The 18,139-nt window shown below is 62.9% G+C and carries 22 protein-coding genes and 2 tRNA genes; 8 read left to right on the plus strand and 16 right to left on the minus strand.

Annotated features, from left to right (window positions below):
* Positions 1 to 86: 86 nt before the first annotated feature.
* The 10 genes from LB523_RS27565 to LB523_RS27610 all read right to left on the minus strand — a co-directional run bounded on the left by LB523_RS27565 (position 87) and on the right by LB523_RS27610 (position 6,292).
* Positions 87 to 162 (minus strand) — tRNA-Phe (locus LB523_RS27565).
* Positions 163 to 327: 165 nt separating this feature from the next.
* A complete protein-coding gene (gene yacG, locus LB523_RS27570; protein WP_140847161.1) occupies positions 328 to 537 on the minus strand; it encodes a DNA gyrase inhibitor YacG in 210 nt (69 codons plus the stop codon).
* Between the two features lie 13 nt (positions 538 to 550).
* Positions 551 to 1,177 carry a Maf-like protein gene (locus LB523_RS27575; protein ID WP_095765708.1) on the minus strand — a complete coding sequence of 209 codons (627 nt, stop codon included), beginning with the start codon at positions 1,175 to 1,177 and terminating at the stop codon, positions 551 to 553.
* 128 nt (positions 1,178 to 1,305) lie between these two features.
* Positions 1,306 to 1,524, minus strand: a complete 219-nt coding sequence (infA, locus tag LB523_RS27580; RefSeq protein WP_006200926.1) for a translation initiation factor IF-1 — start codon at positions 1,522 to 1,524, stop codon at positions 1,306 to 1,308.
* A 198-nt stretch (positions 1,525 to 1,722) separates the two neighbouring features.
* Positions 1,723 to 2,172, minus strand: coding sequence for a low molecular weight phosphatase family protein (locus LB523_RS27585; protein WP_224608971.1), 450 nt, complete (start codon positions 2,170 to 2,172; stop codon positions 1,723 to 1,725).
* 100 nt (positions 2,173 to 2,272) lie between these two features.
* The gene (locus LB523_RS27590; RefSeq protein ID WP_095765706.1) at positions 2,273 to 2,758 is read right to left on the minus strand and encodes a UPF0262 family protein; all 486 of its coding nucleotides are present in this window, start codon (positions 2,756 to 2,758) and stop codon (positions 2,273 to 2,275) included.
* Positions 2,759 to 2,760: 2 nt separating this feature from the next.
* Complete coding sequence (gene hisD, locus LB523_RS27595) at positions 2,761 to 4,053, minus strand: histidinol dehydrogenase (RefSeq protein WP_224608974.1); 1,293 nt, start codon at positions 4,051 to 4,053, stop codon at positions 2,761 to 2,763.
* A 6-nt stretch (positions 4,054 to 4,059) separates the two neighbouring features.
* Positions 4,060 to 4,494, minus strand: a complete 435-nt coding sequence (locus LB523_RS27600; RefSeq protein WP_095765704.1) for a DUF2948 family protein — start codon at positions 4,492 to 4,494, stop codon at positions 4,060 to 4,062.
* A gap of 92 nt (positions 4,495 to 4,586) precedes the next feature.
* A complete protein-coding gene (murA, locus tag LB523_RS27605) occupies positions 4,587 to 5,879 on the minus strand; it encodes a UDP-N-acetylglucosamine 1-carboxyvinyltransferase (RefSeq protein ID WP_140847171.1) in 1,293 nt (430 codons plus the stop codon).
* 140 nt (positions 5,880 to 6,019) lie between these two features.
* Complete coding sequence (locus tag LB523_RS27610) at positions 6,020 to 6,292, minus strand: hypothetical protein (protein ID WP_224523940.1); 273 nt, start codon at positions 6,290 to 6,292, stop codon at positions 6,020 to 6,022.
* A 222-nt stretch (positions 6,293 to 6,514) separates the two neighbouring features.
* Between LB523_RS27610 and LB523_RS27615 the strand changes: the two genes are divergently transcribed.
* Positions 6,515 to 6,589, plus strand: a tRNA-Thr gene (locus tag LB523_RS27615).
* Positions 6,590 to 6,722: 133 nt separating this feature from the next.
* Here LB523_RS27615 and LB523_RS27620 read toward each other — a convergent pair.
* From LB523_RS27620 to LB523_RS27640, 5 genes are all read right to left on the minus strand, one after another.
* Positions 6,723 to 7,199, minus strand: coding sequence for a DoxX family protein (locus LB523_RS27620; RefSeq protein WP_411966414.1), 477 nt, complete (start codon positions 7,197 to 7,199; stop codon positions 6,723 to 6,725).
* Entirely contained in the window at positions 7,196 to 7,996 is an 801-nt protein-coding gene (locus tag LB523_RS27625; protein WP_224608977.1) for a DNA-binding domain-containing protein, read from the minus strand. Before LB523_RS27625 ends, LB523_RS27620 begins: the two co-directional genes overlap by 4 nt.
* Positions 7,983 to 9,017: a DUF692 domain-containing protein gene (locus LB523_RS27630; protein ID WP_224608980.1), complete on the minus strand. Its 1,035-nt coding sequence runs from the start codon at positions 9,015 to 9,017 to the stop codon at positions 7,983 to 7,985. The genes LB523_RS27625 and LB523_RS27630 overlap by 14 nt, the downstream gene beginning before the upstream one ends.
* 43 nt (positions 9,018 to 9,060) lie before the next feature.
* Entirely contained in the window at positions 9,061 to 9,330 is a 270-nt protein-coding gene (locus LB523_RS27635; protein WP_140700495.1) for a DUF2282 domain-containing protein, read from the minus strand.
* A 232-nt stretch (positions 9,331 to 9,562) separates the two neighbouring features.
* Positions 9,563 to 10,585 carry a patatin-like phospholipase family protein gene (locus tag LB523_RS27640; RefSeq protein ID WP_224608983.1) on the minus strand — a complete coding sequence of 341 codons (1,023 nt, stop codon included), beginning with the start codon at positions 10,583 to 10,585 and terminating at the stop codon, positions 9,563 to 9,565.
* Positions 10,586 to 11,081: 496 nt separating this feature from the next.
* Between LB523_RS27640 and LB523_RS27645 the strand changes: the two genes are divergently transcribed.
* From LB523_RS27645 to LB523_RS27665, 5 genes are all read left to right on the plus strand, one after another.
* Complete coding sequence (locus LB523_RS27645; protein ID WP_224523767.1) at positions 11,082 to 11,357, plus strand: hypothetical protein; 276 nt, start codon at positions 11,082 to 11,084, stop codon at positions 11,355 to 11,357.
* 205 nt (positions 11,358 to 11,562) lie between these two features.
* Entirely contained in the window at positions 11,563 to 12,477 is a 915-nt protein-coding gene (locus LB523_RS27650; RefSeq protein WP_224549148.1) for a LysR family transcriptional regulator, read from the plus strand.
* Positions 12,478 to 12,669: 192 nt separating this feature from the next.
* Positions 12,670 to 13,152, plus strand: coding sequence for a cupin domain-containing protein (locus tag LB523_RS27655; RefSeq protein ID WP_224608986.1), 483 nt, complete (start codon positions 12,670 to 12,672; stop codon positions 13,150 to 13,152).
* An 89-nt stretch (positions 13,153 to 13,241) separates the two neighbouring features.
* Positions 13,242 to 14,444 carry an MFS transporter gene (locus LB523_RS27660; protein ID WP_224608989.1) on the plus strand — a complete coding sequence of 401 codons (1,203 nt, stop codon included), beginning with the start codon at positions 13,242 to 13,244 and terminating at the stop codon, positions 14,442 to 14,444.
* Between the two features lie 42 nt (positions 14,445 to 14,486).
* A complete protein-coding gene (locus LB523_RS27665) occupies positions 14,487 to 14,951 on the plus strand; it encodes a DUF302 domain-containing protein (protein ID WP_411966504.1) in 465 nt (154 codons plus the stop codon).
* Between the two features lie 53 nt (positions 14,952 to 15,004).
* Here LB523_RS27665 and LB523_RS27670 read toward each other — a convergent pair whose 3' ends face one another.
* Positions 15,005 to 15,916 (minus strand): LysR family transcriptional regulator, encoded by a 912-nt coding sequence (locus LB523_RS27670; RefSeq protein ID WP_224608992.1) that lies wholly within the window; start codon positions 15,914 to 15,916, stop codon positions 15,005 to 15,007.
* Between the two features lie 242 nt (positions 15,917 to 16,158).
* Between LB523_RS27670 and LB523_RS27675 the strand changes: the two genes are divergently transcribed.
* Positions 16,159 to 16,941 (plus strand): 3-hydroxybutyrate dehydrogenase, encoded by a 783-nt coding sequence (locus LB523_RS27675; protein WP_224608995.1) that lies wholly within the window; start codon positions 16,159 to 16,161, stop codon positions 16,939 to 16,941.
* A 22-nt stretch (positions 16,942 to 16,963) separates the two neighbouring features.
* The gene (locus LB523_RS27680) at positions 16,964 to 18,115 is read left to right on the plus strand and encodes a patatin-like phospholipase family protein (protein ID WP_224608998.1); all 1,152 of its coding nucleotides are present in this window, start codon (positions 16,964 to 16,966) and stop codon (positions 18,113 to 18,115) included.
* Positions 18,116 to 18,139: the final 24 nt, after the last annotated feature.

An 18,139-nucleotide genomic window follows, 5' to 3' on the forward strand; every position in this document is an offset into this window, starting at 1 on the left:
ACTCCACAACCCCTTCGGGCCAAAAGTGTTACCCATGTCTCCGGTATAAACCGTAACCTATGTGTCCGGAACGGACCAAGAGGGAATGGTGCCCAGAGGCGGATTCGAACCACCGACACGCGGATTTTCAGTCCGCTGCTCTACCAACTGAGCTATCTGGGCCTGTGCCGGCTAACGGGATGCGCCCGCCGGGTTTCACGAAGGCGCCAGGCGGCGCCCCTTGAAAGCGCGTGGGTTATAGCACGGGAATCTTGCCTGTCCAGCGCCTAGGTGTTGATTTCGTCAGGAAAGAAAAATCGCTGGAAAACAACCGGTCGCCGGCTGCGCTTACGGCTCGTCCTTGGGCGTCGGGCTGTCGTCTTCTTCCTCTTCGCCGTCGCGGCCGGGAATGACATAGGCGCCCTTCAGCCAGCGGTTGAGGTCGATGTCCTTGCAGCGCGCCGAGCAGAACGGATAATGCTCGCGCACCGACGGTTTGCCGCATTCGGGGCAGGGCCGTTTCGGCCTCAGCGGCGTTACCTTGTCGCCCGAGCTCATGTGTGGACTATGCTCATGAGCGCGCGGCGTGCCAGTGCTGGTGCGCCTTGAAGCCTTCGCCGGAAAGCAGCGCCACGCTCTCGTAGAGCGGCAGGCCGACCACGTTGGTGTAGGAGCCGACCAGCTTGACGACGAAGGAGCCGGCCAGGCCCTGCACGGCGTAGCCGCCGGCCTTGCCCCGCCACTCGCCCGACGCGACATAGGCGTCGATCTCCTCGCGCGGCAGCCGCTTGAAGCGCACCCTTGTCTCAACCAGCCGCTGGCGCAGCTTGCCGCCGGGCGTGATCAGGCAGATGCCGGAATAGACCCGGTGCGAGCGGCCGGAAAGCAGGCCGAGGCAATTGACGGCGTCGTCGATCGTCTCGGCCTTGGGCAGGATGCGCCGTCCGACCGCCACCACCGTGTCGGCGGCGAGGATGAAGGCTGGCGCATAGTCCTCCTCGCTCTTCAGCGAGGCCAGCGCCTTCTCGGCCTTGTCCTTGCAAAGGCGCTTGGCCAGCGAGCGCGGATGCTCGGCGCGCAGCGGCGTCTCGTCAACATCGGCGGGCAGCACCCGGTCGGGCTCGATGCCGGCCTGCTGCAAGAGTTCGATGCGGCGCGGCGAACCAGAGGCAAGCACCAGCTTCTGCAGAATGCTCATGGGGGCATGATGCCGAAAAGTGTGAAGCGGTTTTCGGACGACATCATGCTCCACTCCCTGATTTGGAGCCGGATGATTTCGGGTCGAACAGACCTGAAATCATCCGGCTCTGGGTCCGCGCTAGATGATTACTTGAAGCGATAGGTGATGCGGCCCTTGGTCAGGTCGTAGGGCGTCATCTCGACCAGGACCTTGTCGCCGGTCAGCACGCGAATGCGGTTCTTGCGCATGCGGCCGGCCGTGTGGGCGATGATTTCGTGTTCGTTTTCGAGCTTCACCCGGAACATCGCATTGGGCAGCAGTTCGGTGACCACACCTGGAAACTCGAGGACTTCTTCCTTCGGCATTCGATACCTTTGCTTGGATGGCGGTTCCGGCGCCTAGAGCATGATGCCGAAAAGTGTCAAGCGGTTTTCGGGCAACATCGTGCTCTAGTTCTTTGATCCGGAGTCGGATGATTTCCGGCCGAACCGACCGGAAATCATCCGACTCCGGCCGGAATTTGCGGCGGAACCTATATGATAATCGCCCGCTTGTGAACATGCTTAATCGGCCGCGTTTTTTGCCTCGGGAAGCAGAAAACGTCGGCTTATGCGCGCTTTCAGCCGCTCGCGCACATCGCGATAGGCGGCCATGATGTGCTCTCGCGTGCCGCCTGTGTCGGTGGGGTCGGGCATCGGCCAGTATTCGACCTCGACGGCCAGCGAGCGCGTCAGCTCGAGCGCCGCATGATGCGCCTCCGGCGCCAGCGTCACGATCAGGTCGAAATAATCGTCCTCCATATCCGCCAGCGTCCTGGGTTGGCGCTCGCCAAGCGACAGGCCTTCTTCGGCGAGCACCGCATCGACGAACGGGTCGCGCTCGCCGGCGCGCACACCGGCCGAAGCGACGAAGGTGGTGGCGGGAAGCATGCGGCGCGCCATTTGTTCCGCGATCGGCGAGCGCACGGCGTTCATGCCGCATAGGAACAGGATCGAATGGGGCAGGGCGGCCACTAGAGCATGATCCCAAAAAGTGGGAACCGGTTTTTGGAAAAGACCATGCTCCAACAAAGAACTGGATCAGGATGGTGTTTCAACGAAACATCATCCTGATCTAACCCCGCCAGTGCAGCACGCAGACCAGCGTGAACAGCCGGCGCGCCGTGTCGAAGTCGATCTCGATCTTGCCGGCAAGCCGGTCCATCAGCGTCTGCGAGCCTTCATTGTGCAGGCCGCGCCGGCCCATGTCGATCGCCTCGATATGGCTCGGCGTCGAGGACCGGATGGCTTCGTAGTAGCTTTCGCAGATCAGGTAGTAGTCCTTGACGATGCGCCTCAGCGGCGTCAGCGACAGGATGTGGGTGACCACCTCGGCGCCGTTCTCGCGGCTGACGCCGAAAACCAGGCGGGACTCGGCCAGTGAAAGCTTAAGCTTGTAAGGACCCGCGCCGTCATCATTGACCGGCCGAAAACGGTTCTCCTCGATGAGGTCGAAGATCGCCACGGCCCGCTCGTGCTCGACGTCGGGCGTCGAACGTCCGATCGATTCGTCGAGCTCGACGTCGATCAGCCTGTCGCGGGTCTGGTCGCGGCCGGACATCGTTACATGTTCAACCTGATCGCGACGGAGCGGACATGGGCATCGAGCCCTTCGGCCTTGGCGAGCGCGATCGCGGCGGGCGCCAGCGCCTTGAGCTGCTCCGGGCCGAGCTTCAGGATCGAGCTGCGCTTGACGAAATCGAGCACGGACAGACCCGACGAGAAACGCGCCGACCGCGCCGTCGGCAAGACGTGGTTGGAGCCGCCGACATAATCGCCGATGACTTCCGGCGTATGGCGGCCGATAAACACGGCGCCCGCGTTGCGCATCCTGGAAAGGAATGCCTCGGCGTCGTCGAAGGCGAGCTCGACATGCTCGGCCGCGATCCTGTCGACCAGCGGCAGCGAGGCGTCGAGCGTCGGCACCAGGATCACCGCGCCGAAATCGCGCCAGCTGGCCCCGGCCGTCTCGCCGCGCGGCAGCACCTTGAGCTGGCGCTCGACCGCCTGCACGACCGCCTTGCCGAATTCCGGTTCGTCGGTGATCAGGATCGACTGGGCCGAAACATCATGCTCGGCTTGCGCCAAAAGGTCGGCCGCGATCCAGTCCGGATCGTTGTCGGCATCGGCCACCACCAGCACTTCCGACGGCCCGGCGATCATGTCGATGCCGACCGTGCCGAACACCTGCCGCTTGGCCGCCGCGACATAGGCGTTGCCCGGACCGACGATCTTGGCGACCGGCCTGATCGTCTCGGTCCCATAGGCAAGCGCTGCAACGGCCTGCGCGCCGCCGACGCGGTAGATCTCCGAAACGCCGGCAAGGTCGGCTGCCACCAGCACCAGCGGATTGATGACGCCGCCCGAGGCCGGCACGACAATGACGATGCGCTCGACGCCGGCGACCCTGGCCGGCACCGCGTTCATCAGCACCGAGCTTGGATAGCTCGCCGTGCCGCCCGGCACGTAAAGGCCGACGGCTTCGATCGCCGTCCAGCGCGAGCCGAGCTCGACGCCCGCGGCATCCGTATAGCGATCGTCCCTCGGCTTCTGTCGCTCGTGATGCGAGCGGATGCGGTCGCGCGCGAATTTGAGCGCCTCGACGGTCGCCGGATCGGCCGCTTCATAGGCCTTGGCGATGTCGTCCTTCGATACCGCGATGCCGAGCGTGTTGAGATCGGCTTTGTCGAACTTCAGCGTGTAATCGACGAGCGCCTTGTCGCCTTCGGCGCGCACGCGGGCGATGATGTCGCGCACCACGGCCTCGACATCGGCCGACACCTCGCGCTTGGTGGTGAGGAAGGCCGAAAAACGCTGTTCGAAATCGGCGTCCTGCTGTCGGAGCGTTATCGCCATCGCGCTTCAGCCTCTGTGCAGGGGGCGCGAGGTGGCTTCCCAGGAGCCGCCGATGTCGGCAAGCCTGGCCTCGATACATTCGACGTCGAGCATAATGGTGCCGCCGCCCGAAAAGATCAGCTCGACGATGCCGGCCGGCTTGCTGATGGCGATGAAGCTGACCGCCAGCAGCGACAGCACCTCGGCCGGCTTATCGCGCGCAATGCCGTTGGTCTTGGCCCCGAGCACGCGATCGAAATGCAAGACGCTCTGGCGCCGTTCATTGTGCTGGCGGAACAAGCCGGATTTCGCTTCCCAGACGAAGCGGTTCATGGTCAGCACGAAGCGCTTGGCCGCCGGCAGATATTCGAGGTCGGAGACCTTCATCACGGCGTCCTGGACATGCGCCGAGACGATGCTCAGATCCTGGTCGTCGAGCGCGATGAGCTTGAGAGCTGCCATGCGGAATGCGCACCCTGAACGTTGACAATTCAACGTTCTGTTATGCGGTCTTTCCGCTCGGCGCAACCGCTGGGAAAGAATGCTGCGAAGCGTCAGCCCGAAATGCGCTCGATCACCGCGCCGCAACCGGAGAGCTTCTCTTCCAGCCGCTCGAAGCCGCGGTCGAGGTGATAGACGCGGTTGACCGTGGTTTCGCCTTCGGCGGCCAGGCCGGCGATCACCAGCGACACCGAGGCGCGCAGGTCGGTCGCCATGACGGGCGCGCCCTTCAGCCTTGCGACGCCGTCGACGATCGCCGTCTGGCCGGAAAGGGTGATGTGGGCGCCCAGCCGTGCCAGCTCCTGCACATGCATGAAGCGGTTCTCGAAGATCGTTTCGGTGATGCGCGACTTGCCCTTGGCCATGGTCATCAAGCCCATGAACTGCGCCTGCAGGTCGGTCGGGAAGGCAGGGAAGGGGGCGGTGGTCACGTCGACCGGCGCAATGCCTAAGCCGTTGCGCTTGACGCGGATGCCCTCATTGGTCGGCGTGATCTCGGCCCCGGTCTCGACAAGCACGTCAAGCGCGGTCTGCAACAGGTCTGGACGAGCGCCGGCGAGCATCACGTCGCCGCCGGTCATGGCGACGGCCATGGCATAGGTGCCGGTCTCGATGCGGTCGGGGATGACGCGCACGCGCGCCCCCGACAGCGCCTCGACGCCGTGGATGGTGATGGTCGAGGTGCCGGCGCCATGGATCTTGGCGCCCATGGCGATCAGGCATTCGGCGAGATTGACGATTTCCGGCTCGCAGGCGGCGTTCTCCAGCACCGTCTCGCCCTTGGCGAGCGAGGCCGCCATCATCAGCACATGGGTGGCGCCGACCGAGACCTTCGGGAAGACGTAGCGATTGCCGATGAGGCGGCCATTCCGGGTCTTGGCGATGACATAGCCATTGTCGACATCGAGTTCCGCGCCAAGAACCTGCAGGCCCTCGAGAAACAGGTCGACCGGGCGCGTGCCGATGGCGCAGCCGCCGGGCAGCGACACCTTGGCTTCGCCCATACGGGCAAGCAACGGCCCGATCACCCAGAAGGAAGCGCGCATCTTCGACACCAGCTCGTAAGGCGCGGTGGTGTCGACGATGTTGCGGGCCGAAAAATTGATCGTGCGCGAATAGCCTTCCTGCTGCTTTTCGCGCCGGCCGTTGACGGAATAATCGACGCCGTGATTGCCGAGGATGCGGATCAATTGCTCAACATCGGCCAGATGCGGCACGTTTTCCAGCGTCAGCGTGTCGTCGGTGAGCAGTGAGGCGATCATCAGCGGCAATGCCGCGTTCTTGGCGCCCGAGATCGGAATGGTGCCGGCAAGCTCATTGCCGCCGACAATTCTGATGCGATCCATGAGAAAACGTCCCCTCGGCCCGAACAGGCCGCTTCAATCGGTTTGAGTGTGCCCGGCTTAGACTATTGGCCGGCTTGGTTCAAGAAATAGGATTTTCCTAAAACCGGACCGACTGTGGCCGGCCAGTATGGCTGATTTGGTCAGTCCTTGTGCATTTTTCCTGCAGCCGGCAACTCTTCCGGCCGATCGTCGGGATCGCCAGCGCGCTGTTCGTCAGCGTCGCCGGCGCGTTGCTTGTGAACGTCGCCAGTGCGCTGCTTGTCACGGTCGCGGGCGCGCTGCTTGTCAGCGTCGCCAACCCGTCGCGAACGTGCCTGCATCTTGCGCTTCTGCAAATTGGCGCGCAGCGCCTCGGCCAGCCGGTCCTTGCGCTCGCCGCCGCCTTTTTTCGGTGGATTTGCCTTGTCGTCCATCGTCCATTCCTGACCGGCGGTCAGCCGGCCGCGATTCCGCATGGCTAGCATTTTCGCGCGGCCATGTCATGAAAGCGGGCCGAAAGTCGGGTTCATCCTGTGGATCAGCCGCCCATGCCGCCCCAAACCGTATAATTGCCGGCGGGAATCACATGCGACGCTTTGGGTTTTTCTTGGCCTTGCGCTTACCGGTTCGATATGGCAGAAGCGCCGCCATCGCAGGCTGCGGTAGCTCAGTGGTAGAGCACTCCCTTGGTAAGGGAGAGGTCGAGAGTTCAATCCTCTCTCGCAGCACCAGCCTATCCCGTTGAATTTGCTGAAGCTCTTGAGAGCCAAAAGTCTGCGTCCGTCTTTCGCGCCGATTTCAAGACATGGCTATCGTCAAAGTCCGCGAGCACGGGGTAAGCGATAGCCTCACCCGTCGCGATGTTCATCCGCCGGACGCCGAAAGGTTTCGCTCCGCGACATGGTCGAGCGAGAAAATGCCGGCGCCGCGTGTCAGAACCAGGAGCAGCAACGAGGCCCACAACAGGTGCTCGGCCCAGTTCTCCGGATAGACGAAGAGCTGGATGACGGAGACGACGCCGAGCAGCATCAGGGCCGCCAGGCGCGAGAACAGTCCAAAAAAGATCAACACCGAGCCTGTGATTTCGGCCGTTGTCGCCAATGGCGCCGCTATCGAGGGATCGATGAACGGCAGGTTGTATTCGTTTGCGAACAACTGCAGCGTCACTGGCCACGAGGCGAGCTTGCTCTGGGCCGATTGCCAGAAGACATGCGCCACCGCCACGCGCGCGGCGAGTTGGACCAGCGAAAATGGAATGTGTTCGGGCAGCTTGATGGCGCGCCTGTAGAGGCCGACAAGGCCGGCCGGCATGGACGAGGAATGTTCTGATGCTGCGCTCATGACTGTCTCCATGTGTTTGAGAGGAAATTCGCGGCGACGCGCACATTGGCGACGAGACCGTCGCCGAACAGACGCATAAGGGCCGAAACCAGGTCGAAGGCAGGGTCGAGGGCCAACGCACGGCCGGTGGCATGCTCAAGGCCGAGACCGTGCTTCAGTGAATGCCAGAAGGCGAGGCTCGCGCGATCGAGCAGAGCAAGTCGCACGTTATCCCCCGACCGCCACAACGCCACGCGTTCGGGGCGCCTTGTCCAGGCGCTGTTCTGGTCGACGGGCCCTTCCTGCTGATGCGCAGTCCATACCGAAAGGATCGACCAGTGCGAAATGATCAGCTGCAGCGAAGGCTGCAACACGATATCTGGCGACGGGCCGAGCTCGGTGTTGTCGTATTCGGCGAGGCTGCGGGGCTGCGACGAAGGTGCATCGAGCACCTCGGCGATGGCCCATTCGAGCCGCGCCGTTTCGGCAACGATCGGCATGTCGGACAGCGTGTCGGTCGACTTCAGGAAGCGCGGGAAGCCGGCGCCATAGCGCGCCAGCCGCGATTCCGTTGGCGGATGGCGTCGAATGAACTCGCTTGCTGCGTAGCGGAAGAAACGTTCGTCGACCAGGCGAACCGTGACCGGAAAGACCGCCATCAGCACCGCTGTCAGCGAGCTGCGGGTGTTGTTCTGGTAGATGCGCAGGCGGGCTAGCGGATCGGCGCTGCCCGCGGTCAGCAATCTCGCGGCGATCGTTGGATCCTTGGCCAGCACCGAGCGCGCCATCGTGGTCTGCAGGTGCTCAAGCGGCAGCATGGTATTCCTCCTCGAGCGGAGGCAGCGCCAGGGAGACGGATGGTCTCGCGGTTCTGGCAGCCGCGAACGCCGCAAGGACGGGCATGCTGGTTGTCGTTTCGGCTTCGATCGGCAGGCGGATCGGCGTCGCTCGGGCTTCTGCCGTTTGCTCGCGCCGCACCGCCTGCTTGCGGCTGAACATGAGCGATGCGGTCAGCATGTCGGCCCACATCGCTTCGCCCAGCAGCACGTCGAGAACGGGAACGTCGGTGTCCCACTCGATCAATGTCGGGCGCGGCCCAAGCCGGTCCACGGCATGCTGGTAGAGCGCCCAGACGACCGGCGGCACGCGCGAGCCATGATCGTCGATCAGCACGGTGTCGGTTCCGACTTTGTTGGTCGCATGGCCGGCGAGATGGATCTCGCCGATAGCCTCTTCAGGCAGCGCGTCGATGAATGCCTTGGCGTCATATTGCAGGTTGTGCGCGGAGACCTGGACATTGTTGACGTCGAGCAGTAGGCCGCAGCCAGTTCGCGCCACGAGCGCCGCCAGGAACTCGGCCTCGTTCATCGAGGAGTCCGCGAATGCCAGGTAGGCCGACAGGTTCTCGATCAGCACGCGTCGCTTCAGCGTGTCCTGAACCGTCTCGACGTTGCGGGCAACGATCGCCAGCGCCTCTTCGTCATAGCGCAGCGGCAGGAGATCGTTGAGGTAGGCCCCGTCGGCGACGCTCCAGGCAAGGTGCTCGGAAACCAGATCGGGCTCAAAGCGCTCGCAGACCTTGCGCAGCCTTTCGAGATGATCGCGATCCAGGCCTTGCGCGCTGCCCAGCGATAGACCGACGCCATGCACGGACAGCGGGTAGGTCTGGCGCAGTCTTTCCAGCGCCTGGACACCCGCGCCGTCGCCCATGTAGTTCTCGGCGTGGACCTCGAGCCAGCCCGCGGACGGGCGCCGCGTCAGCATCTCCGCGATGTGGGGCGAGCGAAGACCGATGCCCGCCGATGCGGGGATTGCGAGTGGCGAAAACATATTGGACATCGGTCTCCTCCTTCTGGTCTGATTGCTCGAGGTGGAAAGTCGGCTAGGCCTTGGGCTTGTCGCTGCCCCCGGAAATCTTCGCGCAGCTGCCGGCCGGCACGTAGAGCCAGGAGTCAGGCTGGTTGTCGGCGGTGGAAGTGCCGGCGCATGAATGCGTCGCAGTCTGGCAGTCGTTCTGGCCTGCCTTGACGACGCCGTAGCACTTCTCGAAGGCGAAGCCGGGCTTGGCGGCGGGACCGCTATATGCCGCCGTGGCGGCGAGCGAGGTGGCGGCCGCGAGGGCCGAGCCGATAAGGGTCTTGGTGTTGATCACAGGCTTGTCTCCTGGTTGGCGTTTCGACGGAAAGACCGGCCCTGAGGCCCGTCTGCAGATCAGTTTCCACGATCGCCATGCCGAGCTGAAATGCTGTCTCGGCATGGAATTGATAAGCGGGCCACGATGTGCCGAGGGCGGCGCGAAAAGGCCCTCCGGCCGGGAACCGGAGGGCCTGGCGCCTGCATTCGGGAGTATGCGAAGCAGGCGCGGCTAGGCGGGAGGAAGGCGCCTAGATGTATTGGGTTCTGGAGTCGCTGGCCGGGCGCTCGTCGGTGCTGGAAAGATCAGCGGCAAGCCAGTCTTCGGCACATTGCCGTCCCCTGTCGCGAATGTCAGTCAGCTCGCCCCAGTCGATCCAGGGCCTCACAAGCAGCGGAGCTCCAGCCCGATAGTGGCTGTCGAAGATGCTTTGAACCGGGGCGCATCCGGTCACGCATTGGGTGGCGCCGGGGCTGCGATCCGGACAGCGCGCCATGAATATCGACGGCTTGCCGCTGACCACCACACGATGGCAGGCCCCGATCGATGCCGCAGGCGGCAATAGCGAGATGTCGCCGTCGCCCCAATAGAGATCGCCATCGATCTCAATGGCCGGCGAAAGGAACGGAACAGCGGCTGCCGCCACGATCGCGTTTATCGACAATTGTTCGTCCGAGAATATCTTCACCGCATCTGTGCGGGCGTTGACGGCCACGACGCGCAGCTTCACCGGGCAGTCTTCGTCCCGGATAGGCTGAAGGTCGATCGACTGTTCCAGCATCGATCTAAGCAGGCTCGTTCTGTCGATGGCGAACATCGAGGCATGGCTGACGCGCCGCCAGAAATTGGCGAGTGCCGTCCGCGCGCCGCGCCTTCCGCCGACGCTCAGCCCATAAGCAAAGACCGCCGCCTGCATCGCTGCAAAGCCCGACGCGGTAACGCCGCTCACGCTGCAGTTCGGCTCGTCCAGTAGCCGATCGAGCACACCCCAGACGAAAGCGGCATGCGCGTCGTTTGCCAGCACGATGTCGATCGTCCGGCCCTCGACATTAGGATCCGTCACTGACGTGATAAGATCCGTCGCTGACGTCATCGATTGGACTGTGCTCACTGCGGACTGGGCAAGCATGGCCTGGTCTCCATCCCAAGGTCGCCAGCAAGGGCGATTGGAGAGAGACTGCCGCATCTTCTTGTTCAGCCGAAATGCCAAGGTGGCATGAAGTCCATAGGCAGATTGCATCGGCTGCCGGCCCTCGCGCGCGACAATCTTCATCCCGATCAGGCTGGCGCCGTTGCCGGAGCCGCGCCTGGAAGGGAGATGAATGATGAGAAGACAACTTGCCTGTGTGGCTGTGCTTGCAGTTTGTCTTGGCGTGAGCCCGGCGTCCGCCGACCCGTTCAGCGACCTCGCTGCATTCCCGACCTTCTATGCAGACTCCACAATGAAGACGATGAAACCGATGGCCGGGTTCAAGAAGGCCTGGTTCGCTCTGTCAAAGCATGACCGGGTCAAGATGACGAAGGCGTGCAACGCAAACCCCACGCACAATACTGCGCCAACGTGCTTGTTTTGGGCGGAGCCAATTAGCGGCGCACGCCCGGAATGCAGAACCGGCATAAACCCCATTCGCAGATGGCATTGGCGAATTGAGCGCCGGATGAAGCAAGGTCCACCTCGGCAAGCGGGAACAATAGAGTTCCAAAATGCTGCCGGTCATCAACGCAGTCGTCAAAGGGGCGATTGCACAACTCCGGAGAAGGATCCCACCATGAATATCAAAGCCATCTGCATCGGCGCATTTGCACTTTCCATGCTCGGCGGCGCTGCGTTCGCCGGCGCGCTCGACGAGCCGTCCAACATGCAGCCCTTCTTCACCGACGCCAGCATGAAGACGATGAAGCCCAAGGCTGAATTCAAGGCCGCCTGGGACGCGATGTCGAAGGACAAGCAGGGCGCGATGATGAAGGAGTGCCAGGATGCGGCGATGAGCAAGCCGCACGCCGAATTCTGCGCCAACCTCCAGGCGCTCGGCGGCGCCAACTGAGCGCTCGACAACCGTTTCGGGCAACATCGGACGGCGGCACGATGGCGAGCAGCTTGCTCGCCATCATCCTTTTGAGAAAGCGAGGGCATTCGCCGGAAGCTCATCATGACCGATTGCTATCGACTTTATACCCCCCGTGCATTGGCGTGATGGAATGCATTGCGGCAGGGTTTGAGCCTGCAGATGCAGTTGAGGGACGACCCGCATGGACATACATCACATTCGCTATTTCCTGGCCGTCTGCGAGACCCGGAATTTCACGCGCGCAGGCGAGAAGTGCAACGTTACCCAGCCGGCGCTCTCGCGCGCTATCCAGCAGCTCGAGGATGAGGTCGGCGGACTGTTGTTTCGCCGCGAGCGGAATCTGACGCACCTCACCGATTTGGGCGCTTTGCTCCGCCCCAGATTTCAGCAGATCCTCGATGAGGTGACCGGCGTTCGCCAGGAGGCGTCGAGATTCCTTTGCCTGGAGAATGCAAATCTCAAGGTTGGCGTGATGTGCACGATCGGTCCGCGGCGGTTTACCGGGCTGCTGACGGACTTCAACCGGCGCCAGCAGGGCATCCAGCTGCAGCTTGTCGAGGGGGTGCCGGCATCCCTGTCGCAGTTGCTGGAAGCGGGTGAGATCGATGTCGCCATCATGGCGTCGAGCAACAGCTTTCCGGAGAGGTTCGATGTCACGCCCCTCTACCGCGAGCGGTTCGTGCTCGCGTTTCCCAACGGGCACCGGCTGGCCCGAAACGACAATGTCGCCATCTCGGAGCTCGACGGCGAGAACTATCTCAGGCGCCTGAACTGCGAGTATCGCGACTATCTTGCGGGCCTTTGCAATGAACGTGGCGTCAAGCTCAGGATCTCCTACGCCAGCGAGCGCGAAGACTGGATTCAAAACATGGTCTCCGGCGGGCTGGGCATCTGCTTCATCCCGGAATTCAGCGCCGTCATCCCGGGATTGCAGATCAGGCCCGTCATAGATCCGGAGGTTTGGCGAGAGGTATCGCTTGTCGTCGTAGCCGGGCGCCGGTTCTCGCCGGCCACATCGACTTTCGTCAACAGCGTCAAGGCGCATAGCTGGCCGGAAAGCGGCATCGATCTATCGGTTAGGAAAACGGCTGCATAGCAAGTCGAAGAAAAGAACCGACGCCATGGTCTCTGTCGTGGCGCGGACTGCTGCGCCGGTATGATGAACCACGATAGTTTTCAGGTATCGATTTAAGAGCCAGTCAGCATTTCTCTTTCGAGGAGGCTCCGGTCACTCTCCTCGTCATGCCCCGCCTCCCGCGATTGGGCACCGACAAAGGAGAAATACGAGATGGCTACCAAGAAACTCAACCTTGCGTTCGCGCTGGGCATGCTGTCCGCGACCGTTGCACTTTCCGCGGCCCCGGCTTTCGCCGGCGACTGCCCTGCCGGCCAGGCCGCCACCACCGATGTCCAGGAACATCCAAGCAAGCCGGTCGGCGTGACCGACACGGTGCTTTCTGCAATCGATCTGAGCAGCAAGGGCGAGGCCTGGAAAGGCAACATGCTGCGCCTTCGCAAGCTCGTCGTTCAGCCCGGCGGCGTCGTGCCGTGGCATGAGCACAATGTCCGCCCTGCCAACATTATAGTCGTCGAAGGCTCGATCACTGAATACGCCAGCACCTGCAAGGTCGGCATCGAGCATCCGGCCGGCGACGCGACCGCCGAGTTCGGCCAGCTCGCCCACTGGTGGAAGAACAACGGCAAGGCCCCGGCCGTCCTCTATTCCGCCGACGTCCTGCCGCCGGCGATGCACAACGATCACATGATGTAAGCCGCTCGTTGCGGTGAAGATATCCCGGCATCAGAAACCAACAGCCCGTCCTCGGGCGATTGCCTGAGGACGTGGCAACGGAGCCCGTCATGACGACCAGTGAGCATTCCGAACCGACGCGGCTTCGCATGGCGGCCGCGGATAGCTGGCGCTTCGGCCTGATCGCGCTGATTGCGTTCCTGACGCTCGTCGATCTGTTCGCCACCCAAGCCATCCTGCCGTCGCTGGTGGTGAAATTCGGCGTCAGCCGCGCCACCATGGGCTTTGCCGTCAACGCCAGCACCTTCGGCATGGCGGTGGCCGGGATTGCCGTCGCTCTCTTTGGGCGCGGCATCGACCGCCGCAACGGCATCTGGATCAGCCTGGCCACCCTGGCGATCCCGACGACGCTGCTGTCGCAGACGGACAATATTGCGGTCTTCACACTGCTGCGCGTGGTGCAAGGCCTTTGCATGTCGACTGCGTTCACGCTCACCATGGCCTATCTGGCGGAGCATTTTTCGGCGCGGCAGACGACGAGCGCGCTTGCGGCCTATGTGACGGGGAATGTTGCCAGCAACTTTTTCGGCCGGTTGATGTCGGCGGCCGTCGCCGACACGTTCGGCATCTCCACCAACTTTCTGACCTTCGCCGCGCTTAATCTGCTCGGCGCCACCCTTGTCTGGTTCACGTTGCAAAAGACCTCATCCATGATGCGCGCGGACGCGGGAGAGGGGCTCGCCCGCGCCGCCTGGAAAGCCCCGTTGCGGAACGCCGAGCTGCGTGCCTGCTTTGCGATCGGCTTTTTGATCCTGTTCGTCTTTATCGGCACGTTCACCTATGTGAATTTTCAGCTTGTCGCGGTGCCGCTTTCGCTGACCCCCATGGCGCTTGGCGCAGTCTATTTCGTCTTCTTGCCATCAATGCTGACCACTCCGCTCGCCGGGCGCGTGGCCTCAGGCCTTGGCCCGAAAATGGGGGTGGGCGCGACGCTTGGGCTGGCGATCATCGGTTTGCTTCTGCTGCTCGCACCCAGCCTTCCGGTCGTCCTCGCCGGAATGGCGCTGGTCGCCGTCGGCACCTTCCTGGCTCAAGCGATAGCCACGGGACATGTCAGCCGGACCGCGTCGCGCGATCGCGCCGCCGCGAGCGGCATCTATCTCGCGTCCTACTACGCGGGCGGGCTCGCCGGCAGCTTCCTCATCGGACAGATCTACGACCGTGTCGGTTGGACCGCATGCGTGATCGTGCTGGTCGCGGTTCTCGCCAGTGCGATCGCGATCGCGCGCGTGCTGCAAACGCCGAAGGCCTGAGACCTGAAATCAAAACTTAGTTGTCCAACCAAGGAGACCGACATGACCAATCATCTCAAAGCTCTGTTTGCAGGCGCAGCCATGCTGATGTTTGCTGCCCTCCCGGCTGCGGCTTCGGACGGCGTCGTCACCGTCAAGAGCGACTATTCCGTCGCTGAAACCGTCGCCCGCATCAAGAAGGACGTGCTCAAGAAAGGCATCAAGTTCTTCGGCGTCATCGACCAGGCACAGCTTGGCAAGAATGCGGGCAACGACGTCAGGCCGTCGCGGCTCGTCATGTTCGGCAATCCGGCGCTCGGCACCACCTTCATCACCTCCAATCCCGAAGCCGGGCTCGACTGGCCTGTGAGAGTGTTGGTTTACCAGAGCGCCGACGGCTCGGTTTACGCCGCCTACAGCGATTTCGACTGGATCGCCAAGCGGCACGGCATCACCGACCGCACCGCGCAGTTCAAGATGGCGACGGAAGTCATCCAGTCGGTGACCTCAACCGTCAAGAAGAACTGAATGCGGAAAAGCATTGCCCGGACACGCAAGGCACGCTGCCTTGCCCGGCGACCCTATTCGGCGGCGGACAACGCTTTAGCCCGCTCGCCAAACCATTTCTTCTGCGTGGCCTCTCGCACCAATGCGCCCACCGCGGGCGAATGCCTGCGGCCGCGCACCGTGACGAGATTGACCTCCCGCCAGAATTCCGGCTCCGTGATCGGCAGAGGCACCACGCCAGGATGCTTGGCGGTATGCTCGGGCATGAAGCCGAAGCCGAGCCCGGCGGCGATCATCGCCAATGTCCAGTCGTCACGATCGCTCCAGTATACCGGGCTGACCGTGACGCCTTGTTCGGCAAGGATGGCATCCGCGTAGCCGGCGAACTCGCAATTGTTGCGATGGATGTAGCTTTCGTTGCTCATATCCTTCACCCGCACCGCGCGCTGATTGGCAAGGCGATGGGTCAGGTGAACAGCCATCACCATCTGCTCCTGGAAAAGCGGCAGGGCGTGCACTTCTTCGTCGGGGGCGTCTGAAGGCAACGCATAGATGGCAGCCTCGAGCTCACCCTCGATCAGCCTTCTCCTGAGGCTTACCGCGTCCGCATCGCAAAGATGCAGCTCGACGCCCGGGTGGTGCGCGCGCACGGCCGCGATGAGCTCGATGATCTCGTCCGGAGCGATGGTGCTCATGATGCCGAGCTTGAGCGGCATCTTCTTCAGGGTGACATATTGCTCGGCAATCTGCTTTGCCTGGCGTGAGTTCTCGAAGACGCCCTCGAGATAAGTCTCAACCATGCGGCCGAGCTCGGTGAGGTGAGTGAAACGGCGCTCACGGTGGAAAAGCGGCCCGCCGAATTCATCTTCCAGGAGTTTGATGGCGCGCGACAGCGCCGGCTGCGTGACATTGCACTGCTCGGCCGCCCGCGTGAAATTCAGTTCCTTGGCGACGGCCAAGAAGTATTTGACCTGGCTGATCTCCACTGCACGCTCCCTCACTGGACGTGCATACGGCACGGCCCGGGTGCCATGCAATCTTACTAGCTGCCCTGACGTCAAACAACCCGAGCGGTCGATCGGCCTCCACAGCCGACGATCTGACCGTCAGCTATCGAATCCATGTCTCAACGGCATTTCCGCAGCTTGCGGCGGTTCACCATACTCATCGTCAGATCCGGAGCCGGCCCGCACCCCGTCGCTCATAGCGCAATCGGAAGGACAAGACGATGCTCAAAGGCAAGACAGCGCTCATCACCGGTTCGACCAGCGGCATCGGGCAAGGCATTGCCGAAGCCTTCGCGGCCGAGGGCTGCAACATCGTTCTGAACGGCTTTGGCGACGCCGCCGAGATCGAACGCCTGCGGGCCAAGCTTGCGGCCGATCATCAGGTCGCCGTTCGATACGACAATGCCGACATGAGCAAGGGCGACGCCATCACGGCGATGATGGACAAGGCCATCGCCGAGTTCGGCGCCGTCGACATACTGGTCAACAACGCCGGCATTCAGCATGTCGCGCCGATCGACGACTTCCCGATCGAGAAATGGGAAGCGGTGGTGGCGATCGATCTCATGTCTTCATTCTATACGATCCGGCGCGCCTTGCAGGCGATGAAGGCGCGCAAATGGGGCCGCATCATCAACGTGGCCTCGGCGCACGCGCTCGTCGCGTCGGCCTATAAATCCGCCTATGTCGCTGCCAAGCACGGTGTCGCCGGCCTGACCAAGGCAGTCGCGCTGGAGGTTGCCGAACAGGGCATCACAGTCAACGCCGTTTGCCCCGGCTACGTGCTCACGCCGCTGGTCGAGAAGCAGATACCAGATACCGCCAAGGCGCGCGGCATCACCGAGCAGCAGGTGATCAAGGATGTTCTGTTGGCAGCGCAGCCGACCAAGCAGTTCGTCACGGTCGAGCAGGTTGCCGCGCTTTGCCTGTTCCTGGCTTCGGACGACGCGGCTTCGATCACCGGCGCCGTGATGCCGATCGAAGGCGGTTGGACTGCTCACTAGACCCGCACGAGGAGCGAAGGCGATGAACAAGATCACGCAAAACCTGTCCGCCCCGCAAGCAGGACCGGCGATCGGCCACCAGGGCGAAGTCAAGCGTCAGACCGTTCTTGTCCTTCAAGGCGGCGGCGCGCTCGGCGCCTATCAGGCCGGCGTCTACCAGGCGCTGGTCGAGGGCGGCATCGAACCGGACTGGGTCATCGGCACGTCCATCGGCGCCATCAACGCCGCGCTGATTGCTGGAAACGAGCCCGGCTTGCGTCTGGCCAGGCTGCAGGAATTCTGGGACGGCGTCAGCCACAGCAGTCCATTCGACGAGTTTTTCCGGATGATGGTTCCAAGCAACGTCGTTGCCAATATGGGCACGGTGATGCGCGGCATCCCGGGGTTCTTCGAGCCGAACCCAAGCGCCATGTTCGGAGTCAACCGCGAGGTCGGTGTCGAGAACGCATCCTATTACACCACGGATCCGCTCAAGAGGACGCTCAGCAATCTGATCGACTTCGACTATCTCAACGGGCGCCACACGCGGCTGACGGTCGGCGCGGTCAACGTCAACACCAGCGAGCTCAAATATTTCGACACGCGCGAGATGATCCTGTCGGCGGCGCATGTCATGGCGTCGGGTGCCTTGCCGCCGGCGTTTCCGGCAGTCTGCATCGACGGCGAGCCTTATTGGGACGGCGGCATCTATTCGAACACGCCCATCGAGGTCGTGCTGGACGAGCGCCCTCGGCGTGACGCGCTGATCTTTGCCGTCAACATGTGGCAGCCCCGCGCCAACGAGCCGAAATCGATCTGGCAGGTCATGGGGCGACAGAAGGACCTTCAATACGCCAGCCGCGGCCGGAGCCACGTTGCACGGCAGGAGCAACTGCATCGGTTGCGGCATGTCGTGCGCGAAATGGGAAGGCTCGTGCCGGAGGAGCGTCGCGAGGATCCGATGTTCAAGGAGCTCGCCTCCTATGGCTGCCCGTCGGTCATGCATCTCGTTCGCCTGCTTTCGCCGCGACTGGACGGCGAGGACCACACCAAGGACATCGACTTCACCCGCTCGGGCATACGCACGCGCTGGCAGGCAGGATACGAGCATGGGCAGCGCGTCCTCGCTGACAAGCCCTGGGAATGCGAGGTCGACATGCTGCAAGGCATCGTGATCCACGAATCCCAAGAGTGACGTGCCGCGACGAGCAAGATACGG

Source organism: Mesorhizobium sp. ESP-6-4, from assembly GCF_020164735.1.
GTDB lineage: Bacteria > Pseudomonadota > Alphaproteobacteria > Rhizobiales > Rhizobiaceae > Mesorhizobium.